The sequence below is a fragment of the Streptomyces sp. CA-210063 genome (genome assembly GCF_024612015.1).
Lineage (GTDB): Bacteria > Actinomycetota > Actinomycetes > Streptomycetales > Streptomycetaceae > Streptomyces.
The window spans coordinates 4,858,555-4,880,532 of record NZ_CP102512.1 but is presented as its reverse complement, the minus strand read 5'-3'; the positions used below and the strand labels follow the sequence as shown (position 1 = coordinate 4,880,532).

Below are 21,978 nucleotides of genomic sequence, written 5' to 3'. Positions count from 1 at the left end.
ACTCATGGCCATGGTCGGACTGTTCTGGATCGCCGAGGACGGTGGTGTGTACGTCGGGGCGCAGCCGGAGGGGTACGGGTGTGGGGTGCGGCTGACGCGGGACTGGGTGGAAGGGCTCGGGACGGGACAGAGCGCGGTGTGGGGCTGGTCGGAGATCCGGTCGGTCGCCGTGCGGTACGTACGGATCCGGTCCGGCGCCCGACTGCTCGCCACCACGGCCGTCGACCTCGTCCTCAACGCCGTCGCGGGGGGCAGTGATGCCGCGGCCGCGTTCGAGGTGCACCTGGAGACCGCCGACAGGACTGTCGAACTGAACGCACAGTCGGCCGCTTCCCTCGGCGGCTACGTCCAGTCCGAGTACGACCTCTCCGTCACCCTGCTGGAGCGCCTGGTGGCGGGTACGGCGGAGGTCGACACCCTCGCGGGCTGGGGCCGCGCCCACGCCGCCGAGGGCACCCCACGACGTGAGCAGCGGGAGGCCCTGCTGCGGAAGTGGGCGTCCGAGGGCTGAGCCGCCGGTGACCGTGGCGGGTGCCCCTCCGCGACTCCACCCTCCGATCCACTCTCCCCGATCCACACTCCCCGATCCACACTCCCCGATCCACTCTCCGGGTTCCTGGGAACCCGGCTCGCCTCGTCCGCCGTCCCCCACAATGACCACTCGACACACCGGGACACCGGGACACTGGAGGGACACATGACCGCACAGGACACTCCTCGAGACGCCTCACGGAACACCGGCATCTCCGTGACCCACTCCCTGGAGCCGCACGACTGGTCGAACGAGGAGACCGCGGCGTACGAGGCGGCGGTCGAGGCCGTCAACGGGGCCGTCGGGGCGTACAGCGCGCTGATCGCTGCGGAGGAGGCCAAGGACGCCCCCGAGCCCGCCGTCATCGAGGCCGCGCGCGCCGCGCAGGGGCGGCTGGCGAAGGAGCGTGAGGGGTTGCGCTCGGCGGACCGGGACCAGATCGCCGAGGCCCGCTCGCGCTACGCCGACCTCGCGCGCGAGATCCTGGCGAGCCTCACGTGACCGTGATCGACCCCGCCGAGGTGGAGCGGCACCGGCTGTCCGACGCCGAGAACCGGCGGATCTTCCGTGAGCGCATCGTCCCCGACCTCCTGGCGGGCCGCGTCGGGCAGGAGACGCCCACCGTGGTGTTCCTGGTCGGCCAGCCCGGCGCAGGCAAGAGCAGGGTCACCGAGATGGTGGCCGGCACGCTGAACCGGCACGGCGGCTTCGTCGACGTCGACAGCGATCTCTACAAGCCCTACCACCCCGAGTACGCCCGTCTGATGGCCCAGGACGACACCCTGATGGCCGCGTACACCCGCGCCGACGGACGGGCCTGGATGGCCCAGGCGGAGGCGTACGTCCGCGAGCACGGGCTGCACGCGATCATCCAGGAGACCTCGCAGAACGCGGCGGCCGTGGAGGAGAAGATGCGGGCCTACGGGGACTCCGGCGCCCGCGTCGAGGCACTCTTCATGGGGGTGCCGCAGGCGATGAGCAACCAGGGCATCGTCAACCGGTACTTCGAGCAGCTGGCCGACCGGGGCCAGGGGCGGCTGACCGTGCAGTCCAACGCCGACGAGTCCTACGCCGGCATCCTCGAACTCGCCGACCGGGTCGACCGGGGCGCCCTCGCCGACCTCGCGAGTGTCTACCGGCGCGGCGAGAGCAAGCCCCGTTACGGCAACTCCCTCGATGACACGGGCAACTGGACCGGCCCGCCCGGGCTGCGCGAGGCCCTCGCGGCGGAGCGCGCCCGCCCCTGGACGGCAGCCGAGAGCGACTCCTTCGTCACCACCCAGCTGCGGCTGCGCGAGACCGCCCAGGCGCTGGGCCCCGAGTGGCAGGGCAGACTCACCCGCATCGAGGACCAGGCCCGCCCCCTGCTGACCCCGAACGCCGCGGCCCAGCTGACCTCGAACGCCGCGGCCAAGCCGGTCCCGGACGCCGCGGCACAGTCGACCCCGAATGCCACGGCCAAGCCCACCCCGGACACCTCAGCCCAGCCGTCCCCGAGCACCCCAGCCCAGCCGTCCCCACCCTCACCCTCCCCCTCGGCCGCCGCCGCCCGCTCCCGCAGCACCCCACGCCCCGCCGGCGGGCCCGCCACCACCCCGCAGGCCCCCGGCGAGAGTCCACGCCCAGGCCCCGCCCGTCCGACGCCCCACCAGGGACCGGGCGGCCCCCCACCCCACCAGGGACCGGGCGGCCCCCCACCCCAGCAGGGACCGGGCGGCCCCCCACCCCACCGGGGGCACGGCAGGTAGCCGACCAGCACCTGGACCTCACCACCCGCCCATGTATGAACACGTAAGGACACGTAAGAACGTAAGAACACGTGAGAAGCGGACCACCCCCGCTCCACCAGTGAGGTCCACCACCCACCGGTGGGACGCCCGGATGTCCGGAGGGGGTCTCCGGGCACCGGGGACCGTGGACATCCCGGTCGGCGACGTCAGGTCCGCGTCCGCCCGGCGCGAGCCCGGTCACCGCGCTGACCTGCCGCCCGTACACGTAGGCTCCGGTGGCTCCGGTCACCGTCGGTACGCATCCCTTTCGTCCCCCAACGCCCGGTCGTACGGACACCCTTGGCCCCCGGGGGTATCCGGCGGCAGCCGTTGGCTCGTGTCAGGTGAAGGTCGAGCGGCGACACAGGGGGTCCCTTGCTTTACCCTCTTCACACCAGGACCACACAAGGCTGTTGTCATCTCGTTAAGTGATTACTCCTTGACGCTGAGGTGATCACCGCGTTGGCTTTCAGCCTCCTGGGTCGCAGTTGCTGCACCCACGCCCGGAAGGCCCTTGATGTGAACGCCCGTACCACCAGCAACACCCCCGGCGGTCGTATACGCCCTCGCACCGCTCTGCGCCGCACCGCCACCGCCCTCGCCGCCTCGGCCGCGGCCGTCTCCCTCGCCTCCTGCGGGGTCGTGGACGTCGGCGACAGCGCCGAGGCGAGTCCCACGAAGGGCGACGACATCACCGTGGGTGTGCTGTTCCCCGACAAGGAGACCAAGCGGTACGAGGAGTTCGACTACCCGAACATCAAGAAGAAGATCGCCGAGCTGACCGACAACAAGGGCGTGACCAAGTACGCCAACGCGGAGAAGGACCCGGAGACCCAGAACAGCCAGCTCGAGCAGATGGTCGAGGACAAGGTCGACATCATCATCGTCGACGCCGTGGACGCCAAGGCCATCAAGTCCGCCGTGCAGACGGCGGACGACGCGGGCATCCCCGTCATCGCCTACGACCGGCTGGCGCAGGGCCCGATCGACGGCTATGTCTCCTTCGACAACGAGCTCGTCGGGCAGGTGCAGGGCCGCTCGCTGGTGGAGGATCTCGGCGACAGCGCCGCCAACAAGATCGTCATGATGAACGGGTCCCCCACCGACCCGAACGCCGCCATGTTCAAGGACGGCGCGCTCTCCGAGCTCCAGGACAAGGTGACGATCTCCGAGACGTACGACACCAAGGACTGGGACCCGGTCGTCGCCAAGGCCAACATGGAGAAGGCCGTCGAGAAGCTCGGCCTCGACAACATCGACGCCGTCTACGCCGCCAACGACGGCATCGCCGGCGCCGTCATCGACGTGCTGAAGACCGCCGGTGTCACCAAGGTGCCGCCGGTCACCGGGCAGGACGCCGACCTGGACGCCGTGCAGCGAATCCTTTCGGGCGACCAGTACATGACCGTGTACAAGTCGTTCCCGACGCAGGCGGCCGCCGCCGCCGAGATGGCCGTCGCCAAGGTCCAGGGCCGCTCCATCGAGTTCGACGCCCTCGCCAAGGACAGCGTCGACTCCCCGACCACCAAGAACATCCCCGCCCAGCTGGTGCCCCCGGTCGCCCTCACCAAGTCCAACATCAAGGAGACGGTGGTCGCGGACGGCATCTACACCGTCAAGCAGATCTGCACGTCCGCCTTCAAGGCCGACTGCGACGCCGCCAAGCTGAACTAGCTTCCGGTCGACCTCCGACGCCCGGCCCGGCAGGGACGCCATCAGCGCCCCTGCCGGGCGGCCGCGCGGATCTCACCCACCACGGCGGCGCGGCCCCACCCGGTTCACCCCCTCACGCCACCCGCGTGAACTCGATCGTCACCTCCGGCGGCCCCCCGGCCACCCCCCGGTAGATGCCCTTGTGCGGGGTCACGTCGTCGTAGTCGCGGCCGCGGCCGACGACGACGTGGGACTCGTCGGCGGGCACGCGGTTGGTGGGGTCGTAGCCGGTCCAGTCGCCCGCCCAGTACTCGATCCAGGCGTGGCTCTGGCCGGCGACGGGCCGGTGGAGTTCGGCCTCGCGTTCGGGGTGCAGGTAGCCGGAGACATAGCGGGTGGGCAGGCCCAGGCCCCGCAGCATCCCGAGGGTGAGGTGGGCGATGTCCTGGCAGACGCCGGCGCCCTGCTCCCACGCCTCGGCCGCGCTGGTGTGCACACCGGTCGCGCCCGGCACGTACGAGACGTGGTCGGCGACCATCCCCGACACCGCGATCGCCGTCCCGTGCACGTCGAGCCCGGCGGCCACCTCCCGGGCCCGGTCCAGCAGTGCGGCCGGGAGTGTCGTGCGGCTGGTCGCGGTCAGGTACTCCAGGAGGCGGGAGTCGGCGGTCGCCGCGGTGACGTCCGCCCAGGCGGGCGCGTCCGGCAGGGGCTCCGGCGGGGCCGTCTCCACCAGGCTGGTCGCGGTGATCGTCAGGTCGGAGTGGGGTTCGATGAGGTCGAAGCCGGTGACCTGGGTGCCCCAGTAGTCCCAGTACGACCAAGTGGGTGTCGACGGGTTCACCAGGACCCGCGCGTCCAGGGTCGTCTGGCCCGGGAGCGTCAGCGGGGTCATACGGACCTCGTTGTGGGAGGAGGCCGCGGGCTGGGCGTACGCGACGCGGGTGATGTGCCGGATGCGCAGGCGCCGGGTCGCCCTCGTGGCGGGGGTCGGGGGCGGGGGTGGAGGTGGAGGTGTCATCGGGGTCGCTCACGCGCCTTCCTGGGCCCACTCGACGGGACCTTGGTACGGGAAGAACTTCTCGGCCACCGCCTCCGCCGAGGCCATGCACGCCTGCTGCAAGTCGCGCAGCAGCGTGGGCAGTCCGGCCTCCAGGGACTCGGAGTCGAGGTATTCGAGGTGGGTGCGCAGGGCACCGATCGGGCGGCGGGCCGGGTCCTGGCGGGGGCGGCCGAGCGCGGCCAGGCACTCCTCCGCCGTGGTCAGCGCGTGCAGCGCCGAGCGGGGGAAGTCCCGGTCCAGGAGCAGGAACTCGGCGACCTTGGGGCTGTCGCCGAAGCCGCCGTGCACCCGCGCGTACGCCTCGTCGGCGCCGCTCGCGCTCAGCAGGGTCGGCCAGTCGGGGGCGTGCGGCGCGTCCAGCACCCGGACCGACAGCAGCCGTACGGTCATGTCCACCCGCTCCAGGCTGCGGCCCAGGACGACGAAACGCCAACTGTCGTCGCGGCTCATCGTCGAGTCCGCCAGCCCGAAGAAGAGGGCCGCGCGCTGTCGTACCAGCTCCAGATACGCGTACGGGCCGCCCGTGCGGCGCGCGGCCGTCCGCTGGTCGGCGAGGGCGTGCCAGGTGGAGTTCAGGCACTCCCACATCTCGGAGGAGACGGCCTCGCGGGCGCTGCGGGCGTTGAGGCGGGCCGCCCCGAGCGCGCCCTCGATGGCCCCCGTCGAGCGGGCGTCGAAGGCCAGCTGGTCCAGCACCTGCTGCATGTCGCAGTGCTGGTCGGGCGCGTCCACGCCGAGAATCGCGTACAGCGACCGGCAGGCGGCGTCCTCGTCCCGCCAGGGGTCTTCGAGGAGGCGGTGGAGATAGGCGTCGAGGATGCGGCCGGTGGCGTCGGCCCGCTCCACATACCGTCCCGTCCAGGTCAGGGCCTCGGCTATCCGGGAGAGGATCACGTCGTTCACTGTTGCGCCCCTTCCTGTACGACGGTCCGGCCGCCGTCGGGCCCGAGCTGGCGCGGCGCCTTCTCGGGCAGGGTGCCGCGGGCCTCCTCGTAGCGCTGCTCGGCGGGGCCCTCGGCGAGGACCCACGTGTCCTTCGAGCCGCCGCCCTGGCTGGAGTTGACGATGAGGTTGCCCTCCTGAAGGGCGACGCGGGTCAGCCCGCCGGGGAGCACCCACACCTCGTCGCCGTCGTTCACGGCGAAGGGCCGCAGATCGATGTGGCGCGGGGCCATGCGTTCACCGGCGAGGGTGGGGGAGGTGGACAGGGCCACCGGCCGCTGGGCGATCCACCCGCGCGGATCGGCGAGCACGGCCTCCCGGGTGCGCTCCAGCGTCTCCCGGTCCGCCTTCGGCCCGATGACGATGCCCTGGCCGCCGGCCCCGTCGACCGGCTTGATGACGAGTTGGTCGATCTGGTCGAGGACCGCCTCCAACTGCCCGGGTTCGTCCGGCCGGAAGGACTCCACATTCGGGAGAATCGGTTCCTCACCGAGGTAGTACCTGATCAGATCCGGTACGTACGTGTAGAGCAGCTTGTCGTCAGCTATGCCGTTGCCGACCGCGTTCGCCAGCGTCACGTTCCCCGCCAGCGCGGCGCCCATGATCCCGGGGCAGCCGATCACCGAGTCGGGGCGGAAGTGGAGCGGATCGAGGAAGTCGTCGTCGAGGCGTCGGTATACGACGTGGACGGGCATCTCCCCGCGTGTGGTGCGCATCCACACCCGGTTGCCGCGGCAGACGAGGTCGTGGCCCTCGACCAGCTGCACGCCCATCAGGCGGGCCAGCAGGGCGTGTTCGAAGTAGGCGGCGTTGCTGGGGCCGGGGGTGAGGACGACGACCCGGGGATCACCGATGCCGCCGGGCGCGGCGGCCCTGAGCGCGGCGAGCAGCTTCTGCGCGTAGCCGTCGACGGGCACGACGTGCTGTTCGGCGAAGAGTGAGGGGAAGACGCGGGTCATCGCGCGCCGGTTCTCGATGACGTACGAGACCCCGGACGGCACCCGGACGTTGTCCTCCAGCACCCGGAAGTCGCCCGCCTCGTCCCGTACGAGGTCGATGCCGGCGACATGGATGCGGACCCCGCCGGGAGGTTCCACCCCGTGCGCGGCCCGGTGGAAGTGGGCGGAGTTGAGGAGCAGCCGCCAGGGCACGACCCCGTCCTCGAAGGCCCGGCACGGCCCGTACGCGTCCGCGAGATACGCCTCCAACGCCCTCACGCGCTGGGCGACCCCGCGCTGGATGAGGTCCCACTCCAGGGCGTCCAGGATGCGGGGGACCAGGTCCAGCGGCCATGGTCTCTCCTCGCCGGCGAAGGCGTACGTCACGCCCCGGTCCGTGAACGCCCGGGCCATCTGGTCCGCCCTGAACCTCAGTTCGGTCGGCTCGATGGGCTGCAGGGCGGCCAGTACCGGCTCATAGGCGGTCCTGACCTCACCCGGCCGCTCAAACATCTCGTCCCACGCGTCGGCCAACGCGTACGCGTCAAATATGTCCGCCATGGCCCGACGGTAAGTGCGAGGCGTAACGGCGCGATCACCATCGCATTTCCGCCGTCTTGCGGGCACGGCCACGACCTGCGGAAACGGAGGGTTTGAAGTACGGCCGGGCGGGGGAGGCGAGGCTTTCGTCCGCGCACTTCGAGTGCGGCGGGGAGCCGTACTCGGGGATCCCCGGCCGGGCGGTCGACCCGCCTCCCGCCGTTTCCACGGCCGGGCGAGGGGAACTTGCCAGGGTCGTCCGCGGGGCTCCCGTCCCCGACTTCAGCTTGTTGCAGAGCGCACTGCCTGAGGGGTGGAGATAGGCGGGCGCAAGGGAGGTTTTCGGGACGGAAACACGGCGGAGCCGTGTTGCGGAGCCGGTGCGGGCCGCGCATAGTGGCGCTCCGAAGAGGCGGGAACCGGGGGTGAATTGGGTGAGGGCCGGGCACGCGACCGAGGAGCATCCGCACGGCGCCGACCGGCTCTGCGCGGCCGGGGACCGCGTGTACTCCAGAGCCGTACGGCGGGGCCGTGTCCCGCGCGCGGACGCCGACGCCGTGCCCTGCCTGGTCGAACTCGCCCTGCTGCACCCCGACCCCGACGACATGGGCTGGCTGGTGCCCACCTCGCCCCAGGAGGTCATGACCCGGCTGCTGCGCGGCGTCCACGCGGAGGTCAGCGCCAGTCAGGCCCGGATGGGCGCGGCGGTCGACGCCGTCGAGTGGTACGCCGGGCTCGGCGGCTCCCCGGAACCGAGGTCGGCGGAGAGCACGGCGATCCGGGTGCTCGACGGGCTGTCCCGGATCCGGGCGGCGATCGACGAGGCCACCGACCGCTGCACCACGGAGGTGCTGACCGTCCAGCCGGGCGGCATCCGCCGCGAGGACGAGCTGCGCGAGGGGCTGCACCGGGCGCAGGCGATGTGCCGCCGGGGCGTGCGCATGCGGGACCTGTACACGCATGTGGCCCGGCACGGGCAGGGCCTGCACAACTACATGGAGCTGATGGGGGAGTCGGCGGAGGCCCGCACCCTGGACGAGGTCGTGGAACGCCTCATCGTCTTCGACCGCGCGGTGGCCTTCATCCCCGCCAACACCGACCGGACCATGGCCCTGGAGATCCGCCACCCGGCGCTCGTCGAGTACCTGGTCACGGTCTTCGAACGGCTCTGGCGGCTGGGCATCCCGCTGGCCGCGCCCCTCCCGGCGACCGGCATCGCGGGCATCACCCACCGGGAGCGCTCCATCGCCGCGCTGCTGGCGGAGGGCCACCAGGACGCCGTGGTCGCCGAACGCCTGGGCATCAGCGTCCGCACCTGCCGGGCCCACATCGCCCGCCTCTCCGAACGACTCGGCGCGGCCAGCCGCACGCAGCTGGGGGTCCGCATCGCCGAGGTGGGCCTCGACGGCCCACCCCGCTCCGCCGCCCCGGACGACCTGCCGGCCCTCCCCTCCCCGGCCCCCGCTCCTACGGTCCCGCTTCCCGCTCCGGAATCCCCGACCGCCCGCTGAGGTGGCCCGGTCGGGCCCGGCGCCCACTGCCCGGCAGGGCGACGAGCGGGATCCGGCCCTCGTGCGACCCGCCTCCCACGTCAGTCAGCCCTCCTGCTCGAGCATCCCCGACTGCGCTATCAGATAGCCGAGTTGGGCCCTGCTGCCGCTGCCCAGCGCCGTCGCCAGCTTGGCTATGTGGGCGCGGCAGGTGCGGACGTTCATGCCGAGGCGGCGCGCTATGGCCTCGTCGACGTGGCCCTCGACGAGGAGCTTGGCGATGGAGTGCTGGATGTCCGTGATGCCGTCGGGCGCCGCCTCGTACGGGGCGCCGGCGCTCAGCGGGACCGCCCGGGACCACATGAACTCGAAGACCTTGATGAGGTAGCGGACGAGGCCGGGGTGGCGCAGCTCCAGGGCGACCTGCCGGTCGTCCCGGACGGGGATGAAGGCGACGGACTCGTCGCAGACGATGAGCCGCTCGACGAGCTCGTCGATGGTGCGTATCTCCACCTTGCCGTCGCCGATCTGGTCGACGTACGCCAGCCGTTCGGGGCTGTACCGGGCGGTGTGCTGGTAGAGGGTGCGCAGCCGCACACCGCGTTCGATCAGCGGCCGGTCACGCTCCAGCCCCTCGATGAGCCGCTGTTCGGGGCGGCGGCGGCCGCTCGGCTGGACGGTGAGCATCTCGGTCCGGCACTCGGCCGTGGCCTGGTCGAGCGCCGCGTTGATCCGGTCCAGGCCCTCCAGGACCGTGATCGCGTGGGTGGGCGCCGTCCCCTGGGCGGTGAGCGCCATGAACGGCTCGAAGGCGTCGGAGAGTTCGATCGACAGCCGCCGGCGCTCGCTGATCTCGCGTTCTATGGGGCTCAGCCGCTGGGCCAGGGCGACCAGCGGGGCCACGGGGCGCAGCCAGCCGATGTCGTCCGGATCCGGATGCAGGAGCGCGAACTCCATCAGACAGGGCGCGGACTCCACGTCCGCGCGGGCGATACGTCCCACCCGCAGGGCGTTCGCGTAGAGGCGCCCGCCTTCCTCGCACAGCTCGGTCACTGGATGGGGATGTATCGCTTTCGTTCGGTTTGTCACCAAATCTCCACCCCCCAGGGTCCTGAACATGCAGGAACATGATGCATCGATTATGTGGCCATGACGTGCCCGAATGAGTCATCGTCATACCCGACGGGGGAAGAGGGGACCTTCAAGTGAGGACGAAGCCGACTATGCGTAACAGAATGCTTCGCTCGGTGCTTGTCGCCGCCTTCTCCACCGTTGTGGCTTTCGGAGCGCTGGGCGGCCTTTCCGGCGCGGAGAGCGGTGATCGCCTGGCGAACGGTGACGAGGCGTCGACTGGCGTGGTGGCAGTGGAAGCCGGTGGTACAGGAGAGACCGGCGAACAAGACAGCGTCTGGGACTGACTGACATGACGACTCCTCCCGACGACCGTTCCTTCCGGCGTGAAATGGCCACCGCCTATCGCTCCGGCTGGCACTTCATCGACCTGGCCACCGCCATCCCCCACAGCGGTGACTCGTTGATGGTGACCGTGTTCGGTGAGCCGGTGGTGGTGACGCGGGACGAGGACGAGGACATCCGGGCGTACCGGTGTCTGCGGCGTCCGCGCGGCGCGCCGCAGCCAGTGCGGTGTGCCGTCCGGTACGGGATGGTCTTCGTCAATCTCGACCAGCGCGACCATCAGCTCACCGAACCGGAGACCCCGGCCGCCACGGCCGTATCAGCCACCCCCCGCAGTGCCTGAAGCGATTCCCCCGTCGTTTCAAATCGCTCAGGCGCTTCCCCCCAGCAGCGGCGTCACCGTGACCTGAACACGGTGACGCCGCTGCAGGTTTGCGGGGACATTTCACGATCCCGGCCGGTATCGGCACCGGCTCGCCCGCTCGCTCTTCTGCCCGACCTCTGTCCGAAAAAAGGTCAACCGGAAGCGGCCGGAGGCCATCGGCCGCAGGTGACCCTCAGCCGCGGCCCAGCGCCGCCGTCAGCTCGATCTCGATCACCACGCGGTGCGGGTTCGGCCGCGGCTGTCTGCCGTAGCGCTCCGCGTACCGCCGCTCCGCCTCCGCGATCCGCTCCCGGTCCTCGTGGACGCGGGCGCGCCCCTCCAGCGTGGCCCAGCGCCGGCCCTCCATCTGGCATACGGCGACCTGGGCGCCCTCCGCCCCGGCGGCGCGCACATGCCGCGCCTTCGCGCTCGTCGTGCTGGTGATCACCCGAGCGAGTCGCGCCCCGGGCTCGTATGTAACGCCGACCGGCACCACATGGGGGCTGCCGTCGGCCCGGAGGGTGGTCAGCGTGCAGAGGTGGCGCTCCTGCCAGAAGACGAGGTACGCGGCGTCCGGCTCACCCGGATCCACTCGGTATGTGCTCACGTCCTGGAATCTAGCGGGGAACCCTGTTTTTCCGGGCTCCGGGCTCCGGGTCTCCGGGACCCCTCCCCGACCCCACCTTGAGTGGAATAGACTCAACTTTATGTACGTTGCCCAAGTCACTGTGACCGACGGCTGACGCAACGGCTGACGCAAGGAGGGAAAGCGAACGTGGACGCCGAGCTGACCAACAGGAGCCGGGACGCGATCAACGCGGCCAGCAGCCGGGCCGTGTCCGAGGGGAACCCGGACTTCACCCCCGCCCACCTGCTGCTGGCGCTGCTCCAGGGGCAGGACAACGAGAACATCACCGATCTGCTCGTCGCGGTCGAGGCCGACCTGGCGGCCGTGCGCACCGGCGCGGAGAAGATCGTGGCCGGCCTGCCCAGCGTGACCGGCTCCACCGTGTCGCCGCCCCAGCCCAACCGCGAACTGCTGAGCGTGGTCGCCGAGGCCCAGGCCAAGGCGAAGGAACTGGGCGACGAATACGTCTCCACCGAGCACCTCCTGATCGGGATCGCCGAGAAGGGCGGCCAGGCCGGGGACGTACTCTCCCGGCAGGGGGCGAACGCCAGGAAGTTGCAGGAGGCGTTCCAGAAGGCCAGGGGAGGACGTCGGGTGACCACAGCCGATCCGGAGGGGCAGTACAAGGCCCTGGAGAAGTTCGGGACGGACTTCACCGCCGCCGCGCGTGAGGGCAAGCTCGACCCGGTCATCGGCCGGGACCAGGAGATCCGGCGCGTCGTGCAGGTGCTGTCCCGCCGTACGAAGAACAACCCGGTCCTCATCGGTGAACCGGGCGTCGGCAAGACCGCCGTCGTCGAAGGTCTCGCCCAGCGGATCGTGAAGGGCGACGTGCCCGAGTCGCTGAAGAACAAGCGGCTGGTCGCGCTCGACCTCGGCGCCATGGTCGCCGGGGCCAAGTACCGGGGCGAGTTCGAGGAGCGGCTGAAGACGGTCCTCGCCGAGATCAAGGACTCCGACGGGCAGATCATCACCTTCATCGACGAGCTGCACACGGTCGTCGGCGCGGGCGCCGGCGGCGACTCCGCCATGGACGCCGGCAACATGCTGAAGCCGATGCTCGCCCGCGGTGAGCTGCGCATGGTCGGCGCGACCACCCTCGACGAGTACCGCGAGCGCATCGAGAAGGACCCGGCGCTGGAGCGCCGCTTCCAGCAGGTGCTGGTCGCCGAGCCGACCGTCGAGGACACCATCGCCATCCTGCGCGGGCTCAAGGGCCGCTACGAGGCCCACCACAAGGTCGTGATCGCGGACGCGGCGCTGGTCGCCGCGGCCACCCTCTCCGACCGGTACATCACCTCCCGCTTCCTGCCCGACAAGGCCATCGACCTCGTCGACGAGTCGGCCTCCCGGCTCCGGATGGAGATCGACTCCTCGCCCGTCGAGATCGACGAGCTCCAGCGGTCCGTGGACCGGCTGAAGATGGAGGAGCTGGCCCTCGTCAAGGAGACCGACCCCGCCTCCCGTGACCGTCTGGAGAAGCTGCGCCGCGACCTCGCCGACAAGGAGGAGGAGCTGCGCGGCCTCACCGCCCGCTGGGAGAAGGAGAAACAGTCCCTCAACGCCGTCGGTGAACTCAAGGAGAAGCTGGACGAGTTGCGCGGCCAGGCCGAACGCGCCCAGCGCGACGGCGACTTCGACACCGCCTCCAAGCTCCTCTACGGCGAGATCCCCACGCTGGAAAGGGCGTTGGAGGAGGCCTCCGAGGCCGAGGAGGAGGCCGCCGCGTCCAAGGACACCATGGTCAAGGACGAGGTCGGCGCCGACGACATCGCGGACGTCGTCGCCGCCTGGACCGGCATCCCGGCGGGCCGCCTGCTGGAGGGCGAGACCCAGAAGCTGCTCCGCATGGAGGACGAGCTGGGCCGCCGTCTGATCGGCCAGACCGAGGCCGTACGAGCGGTGAGCGACGCCGTACGCCGCAGCCGTGCGGGTATCGCCGACCCGGACCGCCCGACCGGTTCCTTCCTCTTCCTCGGCCCGACCGGCGTCGGCAAGACCGAGCTGGCCAAGGCCCTCGCCGACTTCCTCTTCGACGACGAGCGGGCCATGATCCGCATCGACATGTCGGAGTACAGCGAGAAGCACAGCGTGGCCCGCCTGGTCGGCGCCCCGCCCGGCTACATCGGCTACGAGGAGGGCGGCCAGCTGACGGAGGCCGTCCGCAGGCGCCCGTACTCGGTGATCCTGCTCGACGAGGTCGAGAAGGCCCACCCGGAGGTCTTCGACATCCTCCTCCAGGTGCTGGACGACGGCCGGCTCACGGACGGGCAGGGCCGTACGGTCGACTTCCGCAACACGATCCTGGTCCTCACCTCGAACCTGGGCAGCCAGTACCTGGTCGACCCCGTCACGAGTGAGGCGGAGAAGAAGCAGCAGGTCCTCGAAGTGGTGCGGGCCTCCTTCAAGCCGGAGTTCCTCAACCGCCTCGACGACCTCGTCGTCTTCTCCGCGCTGAACAAGGCGGAGCTGAAGCGCATCGCGAAGCTCCAGATCGACCGTCTCGCGGGGCGCCTGGCCGAGCGCCGTCTCACCCTGGACATCACCGACGGGGCCCTCACCTGGCTCGCCGACGAGGGCAACGACCCGGCGTACGGCGCCCGCCCGCTGCGCCGCCTCGTCCAGACCGCCATCGGCGACCGCCTCGCCAAGGAGATCCTGGCCGGCGAGGTCAAGGACGGCGACACGGTCCGGGTGGACGCCTTCGGGGACGGCGAGGGCCTGATCGTGGGCCCGGTCCCGAGGGAGACCCCGAGGGAGACCCCGGGCAAGACGCTGTAGTCCGCGTAGTCCGCACGACTCTCCGGTCGTGGCCCTGGGACACGTGCTTCAGGGCCACGCAGTCGTGCTGTGGGGCGCTTGGCTCCGGGACTCCCGTCGCTGATACGACACGCAGGGCAAACCCATCGGCGGTGGCGGTTGCCGGGCGAGGGTGAAGAGAGAGAGGGTGGAGTCTGTACGTCTGGTCTCAGCTCTCAGCGGACGGCCGGACGAGCCAGACGACCGCAGGAGTATCCAACGTATGTCCATCGACCCGTCCTCGATTCCGAACTTCGGGGGCCAGCCCGAGCCGCAGCCCCAAGGGCCGGCGGGCCCCGTCGTCCCGGATCAGGACCTCGTCAAGCAGCTCCTGGACCAGATGGAGCTGAAGTACGTCGTCGACGACGAGGGTGACCTCGCGGCGCCGTGGGAGGAATTCCGTACGTACTTCATGTTCCGTGGCGAGGGTGACCAGCAGGTCTTCTCGGTGCGCACGTTCTACGACCGCCCGCACCAGATCGACGAGAAGCCGGCCCTGCTGGAGAGCATCGACGACTGGAACCGCCGCACCCTGTGGCCCAAGGTCTACAGCCACACCCATGACGACGGCACGGTCCGTCTCATCGGCGAGGCCCAGCTGCTGATCGGCACCGGCGTCAGCCTGGAGCACTTCGTCTCGTCGACGGTCAGCTGGGTGCGGGCCGCCATCGAGTTCGACAAGTGGCTCGTCGAGCAGCTCGGCCTGGCCGAGGACGTGGACGAGGCCGAGAAGCCCGAGGACGACGAGTAGTCGCCCAGGAGCTGTTCCGCAGCCGTCACCCCGGCGGCTGCATAGCCGTCACCCCGGCGGCTGCAAGGGGGTCCGGTCACGACGACAGGGAACCCGCAGAACGTACGAGAGCCCGGCCAGGGCGCCGACCGGCACGGCGGCGCACCACGGCCGGGCTTTTCGCCGTCCGCGCGCGCCACCACCGCCGCACCTTTTCCACAGCCTGTGGAAAACGTCGGGCCCGCCCGGACCTCTTCCCAGGCGGCTAGAACGCCGCCTTCAGCCGCTTCGCCGCCTCCTCCAGCACCTCCGTACGCTTGCAGAACGCGAACCGGACGAAGGGCGCTCCGGCCTCGCGGTGGCCGCACGGTCCGAACGTTCTCGCGGTCGAAGCAGACGTACGCGGGCCGCAGGTCCGGCACGCATGCCTCGGCGCTGGAGAACCTCGCCGGGTCCCGGAAGATGGTGAGCGGGATGCCGTCCAGGTGACCGCCGAGGCGGCGCACGATCTGAGCGTGCTCGACGATGCCCAGGCTCCAGACGGAGGCGCCGCCCGGGATGAGAGTGATATCGGTGCGGCCTCCGCCCGGGGTGTGTAAGCCGACACTGGAGCTGGCACGTGCTCTGGACGCGGTACTCGGCGCCGACGACCTGCTGGTCGAGTTGTGGCCGTACGTGTACCGGGAGGCGTTACCGGACTGGTCGCGGAAGTTCATGGAGAACTCGGAGCGGGCGGTGGCCATCCGGCAGTACGCGGCTCATGTGGTGCCGGGTCTATTGCAGACGGAGGACTACGCGCGTGCCGTTCTCAGTCTTGATGCTCTGTTGGACGGTGAAGAGCAGTTGGACGAACGGGTCACGGCTCGTGCGGCAGCCCTGCCCCCGATCATGTCACTCGACATGATCCGGTCCACGATGGAGGGCAACTACCGTGGAGCGAATCTCCCGTCCCGATCTCAACGGCGTCGGCTGGCGCAGGAGCAGCTACAGCAATCAGGCGGGGGACGACTGCGTGGAGGTGGCCGACGGTTTCCGGGCCGTCGTCCCGGTCCGTGACAGCAAGATCCCGCACGGCCCGGCGCTGTGCTTCGAAGCCGCCTCCTGGGCCGCCTTCATAGGCGAGTTGCAGGCCGGGCACCACAACCGCCCCTGAGGCGGCCGGGCCCCGGCCGCCGTCCGTCTGCCGGGCTCACCGGGCCCTTGTCCACGAGGGTCCGGCGGGCCACTGACCTCCCCAAAGAACCGGGGGAAAGAACTACCCGCCCACCCACCCTCCCCGGCCGCGAAGCCCGCGTCACCCGTCCGAGTGACCGGCTTGCAGGCGCAGGATGCGGGCGGTTACGTTCGCCGCGACAACCGCAAACTGATACGGCCCCCGGCCGGGACGGCAATCCCGAACGAGGGCCTGACCGATCAGGAAGAAGCAAGCTTCCCGATGGCTGACCCGCAGTCTAACGCGCCCCTGCGCGCCGACGCCGGAGCTCCGACCTCCGGTGTGATCCACGTACGCACCCGCCTCACGGCCGACTTCACGGTGATTTCCAACGCCCTCGCGCAGCGGCGCGGCAGCGCGGTCACGGTCGGTGTCGCGGCGTACATCTCATCCCTGCCCACGGGCACGTGCGTGAGCATCACCGCCCTGTGCGAGCACTTCGACGAGGGTGAGATCCTCATCTCGCGAGCGCTGAGGGATCTGGAAGCGGCCGGGTACCTGGAACGCCGCCGCGAACGGACGCCCACCGGGCAGGTCCGTACCCGGACGTACTTCTACGACGTACCCGGCGTCGAACCAGACCCGGACCCGGACGGGCCTCCCAGACCCCCCAAGCCTCGTCGCCTCCGGAAGCAGACCGCCGCCGCGTCAGCGCCCGTGTCCGGGGCCGTGCGGGACACGGTGGAGGCACCCGTACAGGCGGGAGAGAAGACGGCGGAGGCAGCGGAGCCGGAAGCGCAGGCTGAGACCGAGGCCCCGGTCTCGCTCGCCGACGCCGACGCCGACCCCCGAGCCATCGCTGTACTCGCCGGCCTCCGCCGGGTCGACCCCCGTCTAGTCCTGTCCGAGCGGGAAGCCGCCCGCCTCGCCCCGGCCGTCTCCCGGTGGCTCGGGGCAGGCCTGCTGCCCATCCAGATCACCGACCACCTCACCGCACGACTCCCGGCAGACCTACTCGTCCGCCCGGTCGGCATCCTCGCCTACCGGCTCAGTGAGACTCCGCTGACCGCACCGGCGACCGGAAGCCCCGAGACCCCAGAACGCCCGGCGGTCCTGATCATGCGGAACTGCGACGGCTGCGACCGTGGCTTCCGCTCCGCGGGACACGGCCACTGCCGGGACTGCCGGTCCCGGGACCAACTCCCCGCGACCGGCTGAGCCGGTGGCTGGGTGTGCGGTCCACCCGCAGGTGGGAGGCTTGATGTGGCACGATGCGAACGCTGACGCCAAGAGGAGGTGGGGGCATGGTCAACAGGTTCACGGACGGGCTTCTGACGCCCACGGAAACAGCCTCCTACCTTCAGATTCCCCAGTCGACCCTCACCTCGTGGCTGAAGGGCAAAGCCGCCGGAGCACCACTGGTCCACCAGGTGGAGCCGGTGCGGAAAGGGCAGCCTTCGGTGCCGTTCATCGCGGTGGCCGAGGCACACGCCCTGCGTTCCCTGCGTTCCCTGGGGCTCCGCATGAGCGAGATCAGGGAGGCGGCCGCCGCCGTACGGGACGCCCTCGACACTCCCTACGGCCTCGTCTCCAAGAGAATCGCCACGGACGGGGTGGACATCTTCATCGAGCACGGCTGGGGGGATCTCCGCAGAGCCCGCGACGGCCAGGTCCCCATCCACGAAGTGGTCTCCGACTATCTCCGCTACCTCACCTGGGAGCCGGGCGACGACTTCCCCTCCAGCCTGCGGCTGAGGCAGTACCCGGACTCCGTCCCCGTCGTGATCGACCCGAGGTTCGGCCACGGACTCCCTGTCGTGGCCGCGAACCGCGTCACGGTCCAGGCCATCACCGACCTGTGGGAGGCCGGGGAGACTGTCGAGGACATCGCGTACGACTACGACATGACGCCTGAGCAGGTGGACGCGCTCTGCCAGGCAGTAGTGCACCTTGTCGCCTGAGTTCTTCCTCGACCGGAATCTCGGGCGCCGTGTGGCGGAGGGACTGAGAGCCTGCGGGTGGACGGTTCACCGCATCGGGGACGTCTTCCCGGACGACGGCCAGGACATCCCGGACGAGGAGTGGATCACGCACGGTCTCGACCGCTTCTGGGTTCCGCTGTCGAAGGACGGGCGGATCAAGACCCGGGACCTGGAGATCCGACCGGTCCTGGAACGCGAGGCTGTGCTGTTCTATCTGGACAACCAGCAGCTTCGAAGCGCCGAGATGATCGGTCGGCTCGCCATGCACCAGGACGCGATCCACCGGGCGGTCGAGAAGGGCGGTCCGGCGGCCTACGCCGTGCGGCACGATCGCATCGAACGCACCTGGCCGTGAGGGGCCGGCGAAGGAAGGCCGGCCACAGGTACACCGTCGGTCACGGTGCCACCGCGCGAACGAGGAGCGTACCGATGTGGCCAGGGTGCGGGGCATCAAGTATCCGGGCGTCGGCCGTGAGGAACCCGGCCCGGGTGAGCAGGCGCTCCCACACGGCCGGGCGGTAGCTGTAGCGGTAGGTGAACATCGCCTTGCCCGCGAAGCCCCCCTTGTACATGCCCTGCGGCCCGTAGGCGCCCGGGATGGCCGGCGGCTGCGAGAAGACGAAGACGCCCCCGGGCCTGAGCCGCTGGCGGACGAGCGGGAAGAGGCGGCTCGGGTCGGTGAACCAGGCGGCTCCGAAGATCGAGTAGACGGCGTCGTACGCCGCCTCTTCCTCGCTCAGGTACCGCAGAACCTCGGAGCACACGAACTCCGCGCCGGTACTGGCCCACTTCGTGGTGGTCTTCTTGACCATGACCGGAGACAGGTCAACGCCCCGAGCAGCGATGCCACGCTGAGCCAGGTAGGCGAGAGCGCGGCCGGTGCCGCAGCCGATTTCCAGAACGCAGCGTGGGTCGCCGAGCAGTTCGGGGCCGGGGCCGTGACCGGCGTACTGGGTCCAGGAGAACCCAGGCTCTGCGTCGTCCTTGAAGGCGGACGCGGCGAAGGTGTCCCACAGCTCCGTCTCGGCGGCGATGTTGTGATGTGCAGGCAAGACGATTCCTCTTCGCAAGGGACGGCCCCTGCCTCAGGGGACCGAGGGCAGGGGCCAGGGTAGGGCCGTTCAATGGCTGTCGGGGACCTTGTTGTCGCACGGCGAGCAGTCCGTGCCGTCGATGGCCCACAGCTCTTCGTCGATGTCGAAGCCGATGGATTTCAGGAAGTCCGCCGTGCGCAGGCACAGGCCGTCACGGCGACGCTCGATGAACGGGGCGTGGTGCTTGTACCGGCCCTCGTTGTACGCATGGCACAGAGCCCACCACACCGGCGTGTCGAGGATGAGCTGGTGGACACCGATGTCGACGAGCTTGCCGACCCCGAGGTGGACCTCCGGGTGCTCCATGCAACCGATGGTGTACATGACGGCGTTGCTCAGGACGCGTTCGGCCATGTCGCGGACCATCGTGTGATCGCGCAGCAACAGGGCGACCTCGCGCTCCCACAGGTTCATGCCGCTGTCGAGGACATTGACGGTCAGGTGCCTGATGTGCGGCTGGACGGCGTTGAGCAGCTCCTTCGGTTCCCTGGTGCGGGTGTGGGCGGGGTTGTCGAGCATGACGGTCATGAACGTTCCCTTTCTCGGAGGTGGCGTGCCGTGCTGGTAACTCGCCCCAGCGGAGGTTCGTGGTCCTTCGGAGGAGTGGGTATTGGAGACGGGCGCGGTCATCCGAGGCGCTCCGCCCGGTTCATCTCGGTCACACGGGCGCGCAGTACTTCGGTATCCGTGGCCTGCCGGATGGCATCGGGGTCCGCGTCCCACTCACGCCCGCCGCCGGGGGGTCTGAGCTGGACGTGGGGGCCGGCTCGCCCCATCACGTAGCCGATCTTGTCCGTCTTCATGTCGATGACCAGGGCGCCGTTCCCTTCCCGCGTCGCCATTACTCACGGCCCCCTCGCCGAAGTGTTTCCGTCAGTCGTTCAGCGACGTCGGCGCGGACGCGCCCCAGCTCGACGAGTTTCAGGTCGGGGTTCGCGAGGTCGACGCCGAGGGAGGGGAAGACGATCCCGGCCTCGGCGAGCGCCGCCCTCAATGACTCCATTGCCGCGTGCGGGTCGACGTCCCGCAGTTCCGTCGTAGCCATGAACAGGACGCTAGAGAGGTGGAGTTGATGGCCGCGATGGAAGTTGCGCGAAGTTGCTTGACTGTATGGCGAAGTTGCGCAACGTTGCTGATATGGGTCGACGGAACCCCCACCGGAAGAGCCTGACCTCAGGGAGGCTTGGGAGGTCAGTCCCCCAGGAGAAGGACGTGATCATGGCCCGACGACTGCGTTTCAACGGCACGGGCAGCGGCGTCAACGGGTGCCCGTCCATTCACGAAGACCTCGACACGGGCGAGGTCATCGTGCACGGCCCGGCCCTCACCGACCCGCACGATGTCGCCCAGCTCAGGCACCTGAGCGAGGGGGAGGTGCCCATCGTGGTGCCACGGGAAGTGCTCGTCGACTTCGCACCCAAGGAGTTCACACGCGTGCCGAACATCATCGGGCTGGACGAGTTCGACCGACTCTTCACGCAGTTCGAGCACACGGCGTGGCGTCTGGAGAGCCGCCGCCGGTACGCGTCCGACGAGCTCACGGACACGTATGCGCAGTTCAACCGTGGCGAGCCCGTCAACTGGGAGGGCGTCGACGCCGAGTGGTGTGCCGAGCGCCGCGAGCAGACCGGGCTCGGTAAGAGGTTCGAACGGGTCCGCACGGTCGACGATCCGCCGACGGCCGGCCAGCTCTATCTTCTCGACAACGCACGCCGCAACAGTGGTGTCGGAGAGAAGATCCGCAATCTCCGGCGTGTGGACGCCCACCGGCTCGGCCTGCCCGACGAAGACTTCTGGATCTTCGACTCCCGGCTGGTCGCGCTGCTCAATTTCGACGACGCCGACCACTTGGTCAACGTCGAACTGATCACGGAGCCTGCGGCGGTCCTGCGGTACGCCATGGCACGGGACGCGGCGATGCATCACGCCGTCCCGTACGAACAGTTCGCGGCGCAGCTGACCGCGAAGAAGGACTGAGAGCAGGTGCGTACCGGTGAGCACGGACTATCAGCAGGCACGAGAAGCCCTCGGGGCGCGCCTACGCGAACTCCGGCTCTCCGCCCCTGGACGTCGGCTCACCGGCACGGAACTCGCCACGCTGTACGGGTGGAACAAGTCCAAGGTCAGCAGGCTGGAGAACGGCAGGCAGACTCCGACACCCGAGGACCTACGCAAATGGGCGGAGGCAACCGGCCAGTCCGAGGTGTACGACGAGTTGCTGGCCCGCCTCCGGGGCTTCGAGTCCCATATCCGTTCCTGGCGGCGACAACTGGCGGCCGGGCACAAGCCAGTCCAGGACACACACCTGAGCGCTCATGCCGACGCCTCCGTGTTCCGTGGCTGGGAGCCCGCCATGATCTTCGGTATTCTCCAGACGCCGGACTACGCCCGGTCGATCTTCACGAGGTACTCGGAGCTGCAGGGATCGCCACGCGACACCGAGGAGGCAGTCCGGTCCCGCATGAAGCGGCAAGAGACGCTGTACGACTCATCGAAGCGTTTCCACCTCATCATGTGGGAAGCCGCCCTGCATGCCTTGGTCTGCCCGCCTTCGGTGCTCGCGGCCCAGCTTGACCGACTCGCAGGAGCCGTCGGACTGGACACCGTAGAGCTGGGGATCATCCCACTGTCTGCCTCGCTCAAGATTCCCCCAGCCACCGCCTTCTGGATCTACGACGACCGCCAAGTGATCGTCGAGAACTGGCACGCGGAGTTGTGGATCGACGACGAGGCCAGCGTGGACACCTATCTCCGCACCTGGAAGACACTCCGGGAGTCCGCCGTGTACGGCGCTGAAGCGCACAACCTCATCAGCGCCGCACGACGAGCGTTGCACTCACCTTGACGCCAAGCCCATGTCCGAGGATCTTGCGCTCGACGGTGTG

At 69.9% G+C, this 21,978-nt stretch carries 24 protein-coding genes and 2 pseudogenes; 16 read left to right on the top strand and 10 right to left on the bottom strand.

Going from position 1 to position 21,978, the window contains the following annotated elements:
• The first annotated feature begins 4 nt into the window (after window positions 1-4).
• The 4 genes from JIX56_RS21120 (at window position 5) to JIX56_RS21105 (ending at window position 3,975) form a co-directional block, all read left to right on the top strand.
• Complete coding sequence (locus JIX56_RS21120; RefSeq protein ID WP_257542769.1) at window positions 5-511, top strand: hypothetical protein; 507 nt, start codon at window positions 5-7, stop codon at window positions 509-511.
• Window positions 512-697: 186 nt separating this feature from the next.
• Window positions 698-1,033 carry a hypothetical protein gene (locus tag JIX56_RS21115; RefSeq protein WP_257542768.1) on the top strand — a complete coding sequence of 112 codons (336 nt, stop codon included), beginning with the start codon at window positions 698-700 and terminating at the stop codon, window positions 1,031-1,033.
• Window positions 1,030-2,280, top strand: coding sequence for a zeta toxin family protein (locus tag JIX56_RS21110; protein WP_257542767.1), 1,251 nt, complete (start codon window positions 1,030-1,032; stop codon window positions 2,278-2,280). The genes JIX56_RS21115 and JIX56_RS21110 overlap by 4 nt, the downstream gene beginning before the upstream one ends.
• Window positions 2,281-2,820: 540 nt before the next feature.
• Window positions 2,821-3,975, top strand: a complete 1,155-nt coding sequence (locus tag JIX56_RS21105; RefSeq protein WP_257542766.1) for a sugar ABC transporter substrate-binding protein — start codon at window positions 2,821-2,823, stop codon at window positions 3,973-3,975.
• Window positions 3,976-4,087: 112 nt separating this feature from the next.
• Here JIX56_RS21105 and JIX56_RS21100 read toward each other — a convergent pair whose 3' ends face one another.
• The 3 genes from JIX56_RS21100 to JIX56_RS21090 are packed head-to-tail and all read right to left on the bottom strand — an operon-like array spanning window position 4,088 to window position 7,458.
• Window positions 4,088-4,975 carry a transglutaminase family protein gene (locus tag JIX56_RS21100; protein WP_257542765.1) on the bottom strand — a complete coding sequence of 296 codons (888 nt, stop codon included), beginning with the start codon at window positions 4,973-4,975 and terminating at the stop codon, window positions 4,088-4,090.
• A gap of 9 nt (window positions 4,976-4,984) precedes the next feature.
• Window positions 4,985-5,920 carry an alpha-E domain-containing protein gene (locus JIX56_RS21095; protein ID WP_257542764.1) on the bottom strand — a complete coding sequence of 312 codons (936 nt, stop codon included), beginning with the start codon at window positions 5,918-5,920 and terminating at the stop codon, window positions 4,985-4,987.
• Complete coding sequence (locus JIX56_RS21090) at window positions 5,917-7,458, bottom strand: circularly permuted type 2 ATP-grasp protein (protein ID WP_257542763.1); 1,542 nt, start codon at window positions 7,456-7,458, stop codon at window positions 5,917-5,919. Before JIX56_RS21090 ends, JIX56_RS21095 begins: the two co-directional genes overlap by 4 nt.
• A 404-nt stretch (window positions 7,459-7,862) precedes the next feature.
• On the opposite strand from JIX56_RS21090, the gene JIX56_RS21085 reads away from it, so the two are divergent.
• A complete protein-coding gene (locus JIX56_RS21085) occupies window positions 7,863-8,948 on the top strand; it encodes a helix-turn-helix transcriptional regulator (protein WP_257542762.1) in 1,086 nt (361 codons plus the stop codon).
• An 84-nt stretch (window positions 8,949-9,032) separates the two neighbouring features.
• Here JIX56_RS21085 and JIX56_RS21080 read toward each other — a convergent pair whose 3' ends face one another.
• On the bottom strand, window positions 9,033-10,046 hold the full coding sequence (locus tag JIX56_RS21080) for a helix-turn-helix transcriptional regulator (protein ID WP_257542761.1): 1,014 nt from the start codon (window positions 10,044-10,046) through the stop codon (window positions 9,033-9,035).
• A gap of 104 nt (window positions 10,047-10,150) precedes the next feature.
• Between JIX56_RS21080 and JIX56_RS21075 the strand changes: the two genes are divergently transcribed.
• Window positions 10,151-10,345: a hypothetical protein gene (locus tag JIX56_RS21075; RefSeq protein WP_443031849.1), complete on the top strand. Its 195-nt coding sequence runs from the start codon at window positions 10,151-10,153 to the stop codon at window positions 10,343-10,345.
• A gap of 5 nt (window positions 10,346-10,350) precedes the next feature.
• The gene (locus JIX56_RS21070) at window positions 10,351-10,686 is read left to right on the top strand and encodes a hypothetical protein (protein ID WP_257542760.1); all 336 of its coding nucleotides are present in this window, start codon (window positions 10,351-10,353) and stop codon (window positions 10,684-10,686) included.
• A gap of 214 nt (window positions 10,687-10,900) precedes the next feature.
• Here the strand turns inward: JIX56_RS21070 and JIX56_RS21065 are convergent, their stop codons facing one another.
• The gene (locus JIX56_RS21065; RefSeq protein ID WP_257542759.1) at window positions 10,901-11,314 is read right to left on the bottom strand and encodes a pyridoxamine 5'-phosphate oxidase family protein; all 414 of its coding nucleotides are present in this window, start codon (window positions 11,312-11,314) and stop codon (window positions 10,901-10,903) included.
• A 168-nt stretch (window positions 11,315-11,482) separates the two neighbouring features.
• Here JIX56_RS21065 and clpB point away from each other — a divergent pair, with 168 nt between their 5' ends.
• Both clpB and JIX56_RS21055 read left to right on the top strand, forming a co-directional pair.
• Window positions 11,483-14,116, top strand: coding sequence for an ATP-dependent chaperone ClpB (clpB, locus tag JIX56_RS21060; protein WP_257542758.1), 2,634 nt, complete (start codon window positions 11,483-11,485; stop codon window positions 14,114-14,116).
• A gap of 241 nt (window positions 14,117-14,357) precedes the next feature.
• Window positions 14,358-14,885 (top strand): YbjN domain-containing protein, encoded by a 528-nt coding sequence (locus tag JIX56_RS21055; RefSeq protein ID WP_257542757.1) that lies wholly within the window; start codon window positions 14,358-14,360, stop codon window positions 14,883-14,885.
• Window positions 14,886-15,129: 244 nt separating this feature from the next.
• Here the strand turns inward: JIX56_RS21055 and JIX56_RS21050 are convergent.
• A pseudogene (locus JIX56_RS21050) lies at window positions 15,130-15,225 on the bottom strand (aminotransferase class I/II-fold pyridoxal phosphate-dependent enzyme); the annotation flags it as partial.
• Between the two features lie 164 nt (window positions 15,226-15,389).
• Here JIX56_RS21050 and JIX56_RS48070 point away from each other — a divergent pair.
• The 5 genes and pseudogenes from JIX56_RS48070 to JIX56_RS21025 all read left to right on the top strand — a co-directional run.
• Window positions 15,390-15,725: pseudogene (locus tag JIX56_RS48070) on the top strand (Scr1 family TA system antitoxin-like transcriptional regulator); the annotation flags it as partial.
• Window positions 15,726-15,795: 70 nt separating this feature from the next.
• Window positions 15,796-16,017: a DUF397 domain-containing protein gene (locus JIX56_RS48065; RefSeq protein ID WP_443031848.1), complete on the top strand. Its 222-nt coding sequence runs from the start codon at window positions 15,796-15,798 to the stop codon at window positions 16,015-16,017.
• 282 nt (window positions 16,018-16,299) lie between these two features.
• Entirely contained in the window at window positions 16,300-17,235 is a 936-nt protein-coding gene (locus JIX56_RS21035; RefSeq protein WP_257542755.1) for a hypothetical protein, read from the top strand.
• Window positions 17,236-17,321: 86 nt separating this feature from the next.
• Complete coding sequence (locus JIX56_RS21030; protein ID WP_257542754.1) at window positions 17,322-17,978, top strand: DUF433 domain-containing protein; 657 nt, start codon at window positions 17,322-17,324, stop codon at window positions 17,976-17,978.
• A complete protein-coding gene (locus tag JIX56_RS21025) occupies window positions 17,968-18,354 on the top strand; it encodes a toxin-antitoxin system, toxin component, PIN family protein (protein ID WP_257542753.1) in 387 nt (128 codons plus the stop codon). The genes JIX56_RS21030 and JIX56_RS21025 overlap by 11 nt, the downstream gene beginning before the upstream one ends.
• A gap of 40 nt (window positions 18,355-18,394) precedes the next feature.
• On the opposite strand, the gene JIX56_RS21020 is transcribed toward JIX56_RS21025, so the two are convergent.
• The 4 genes from JIX56_RS21020 to JIX56_RS21005 form a co-directional block, all read right to left on the bottom strand.
• Entirely contained in the window at window positions 18,395-19,051 is a 657-nt protein-coding gene (locus JIX56_RS21020) for a class I SAM-dependent methyltransferase (protein WP_257542752.1), read from the bottom strand.
• Between the two features lie 69 nt (window positions 19,052-19,120).
• A complete protein-coding gene (locus tag JIX56_RS21015) occupies window positions 19,121-19,621 on the bottom strand; it encodes a hypothetical protein (protein WP_257542751.1) in 501 nt (166 codons plus the stop codon).
• A gap of 98 nt (window positions 19,622-19,719) precedes the next feature.
• On the bottom strand, window positions 19,720-19,935 hold the full coding sequence (locus JIX56_RS21010; RefSeq protein ID WP_257542750.1) for a hypothetical protein: 216 nt from the start codon (window positions 19,933-19,935) through the stop codon (window positions 19,720-19,722).
• Window positions 19,935-20,138, bottom strand: a complete 204-nt coding sequence (locus JIX56_RS21005; RefSeq protein WP_257542749.1) for a hypothetical protein — start codon at window positions 20,136-20,138, stop codon at window positions 19,935-19,937. Before JIX56_RS21005 ends, JIX56_RS21010 begins: the two co-directional genes overlap by 1 nt.
• A gap of 173 nt (window positions 20,139-20,311) precedes the next feature.
• Between JIX56_RS21005 and JIX56_RS21000 the strand changes: the two genes are divergently transcribed.
• Window positions 20,312-21,070 (top strand): DUF6879 family protein, encoded by a 759-nt coding sequence (locus JIX56_RS21000; protein ID WP_257542748.1) that lies wholly within the window; start codon window positions 20,312-20,314, stop codon window positions 21,068-21,070.
• A 16-nt stretch (window positions 21,071-21,086) separates the two neighbouring features.
• Entirely contained in the window at window positions 21,087-21,938 is an 852-nt protein-coding gene (locus tag JIX56_RS20995; RefSeq protein WP_257542747.1) for a helix-turn-helix domain-containing protein, read from the top strand.
• The last annotated feature ends 40 nt before the right edge of the window (window positions 21,939-21,978 follow it).

Excerpts from the sequence above, each read along its gene's own strand:
- JIX56_RS21120 (WP_257542769.1), top strand. The coding sequence starts at position 5 with ATGGCCATGGTCGGACTGTTCTGGATCGCCGAGGACGGTGGTGTGTAC.
- JIX56_RS21115 (WP_257542768.1), top strand. The coding sequence starts at position 698 with ATGACCGCACAGGACACTCCTCGAGACGCCTCACGGAACACCGGCATC.
- JIX56_RS21100 (WP_257542765.1), bottom strand. The coding sequence starts at position 4,975 with ATGACACCTCCACCTCCACCCCCGCCCCCGACCCCCGCCACGAGGGCG.
- JIX56_RS21090 (WP_257542763.1), bottom strand. The coding sequence starts at position 7,458 with ATGGCGGACATATTTGACGCGTACGCGTTGGCCGACGCGTGGGACGAG.
- JIX56_RS21080 (WP_257542761.1), bottom strand. The coding sequence starts at position 10,046 with ATGTTCAGGACCCTGGGGGGTGGAGATTTGGTGACAAACCGAACGAAA.
- JIX56_RS21075 (WP_443031849.1), top strand. The coding sequence starts at position 10,151 with ATGCGTAACAGAATGCTTCGCTCGGTGCTTGTCGCCGCCTTCTCCACC.
- JIX56_RS21070 (WP_257542760.1), top strand. The coding sequence starts at position 10,351 with ATGACGACTCCTCCCGACGACCGTTCCTTCCGGCGTGAAATGGCCACC.
- JIX56_RS21055 (WP_257542757.1), top strand. The coding sequence starts at position 14,358 with ATGTCCATCGACCCGTCCTCGATTCCGAACTTCGGGGGCCAGCCCGAG.
- JIX56_RS21035 (WP_257542755.1), top strand. The coding sequence starts at position 16,300 with ATGGCTGACCCGCAGTCTAACGCGCCCCTGCGCGCCGACGCCGGAGCT.
- JIX56_RS21030 (WP_257542754.1), top strand. The coding sequence starts at position 17,322 with ATGGTCAACAGGTTCACGGACGGGCTTCTGACGCCCACGGAAACAGCC.
- JIX56_RS21015 (WP_257542751.1), bottom strand. The coding sequence starts at position 19,621 with ATGACCGTCATGCTCGACAACCCCGCCCACACCCGCACCAGGGAACCG.
- JIX56_RS21010 (WP_257542750.1), bottom strand. The coding sequence starts at position 19,935 with ATGGCGACGCGGGAAGGGAACGGCGCCCTGGTCATCGACATGAAGACG.
- JIX56_RS21005 (WP_257542749.1), bottom strand. The coding sequence starts at position 20,138 with ATGGCTACGACGGAACTGCGGGACGTCGACCCGCACGCGGCAATGGAG.
- JIX56_RS21000 (WP_257542748.1), top strand. The coding sequence starts at position 20,312 with ATGGCCCGACGACTGCGTTTCAACGGCACGGGCAGCGGCGTCAACGGG.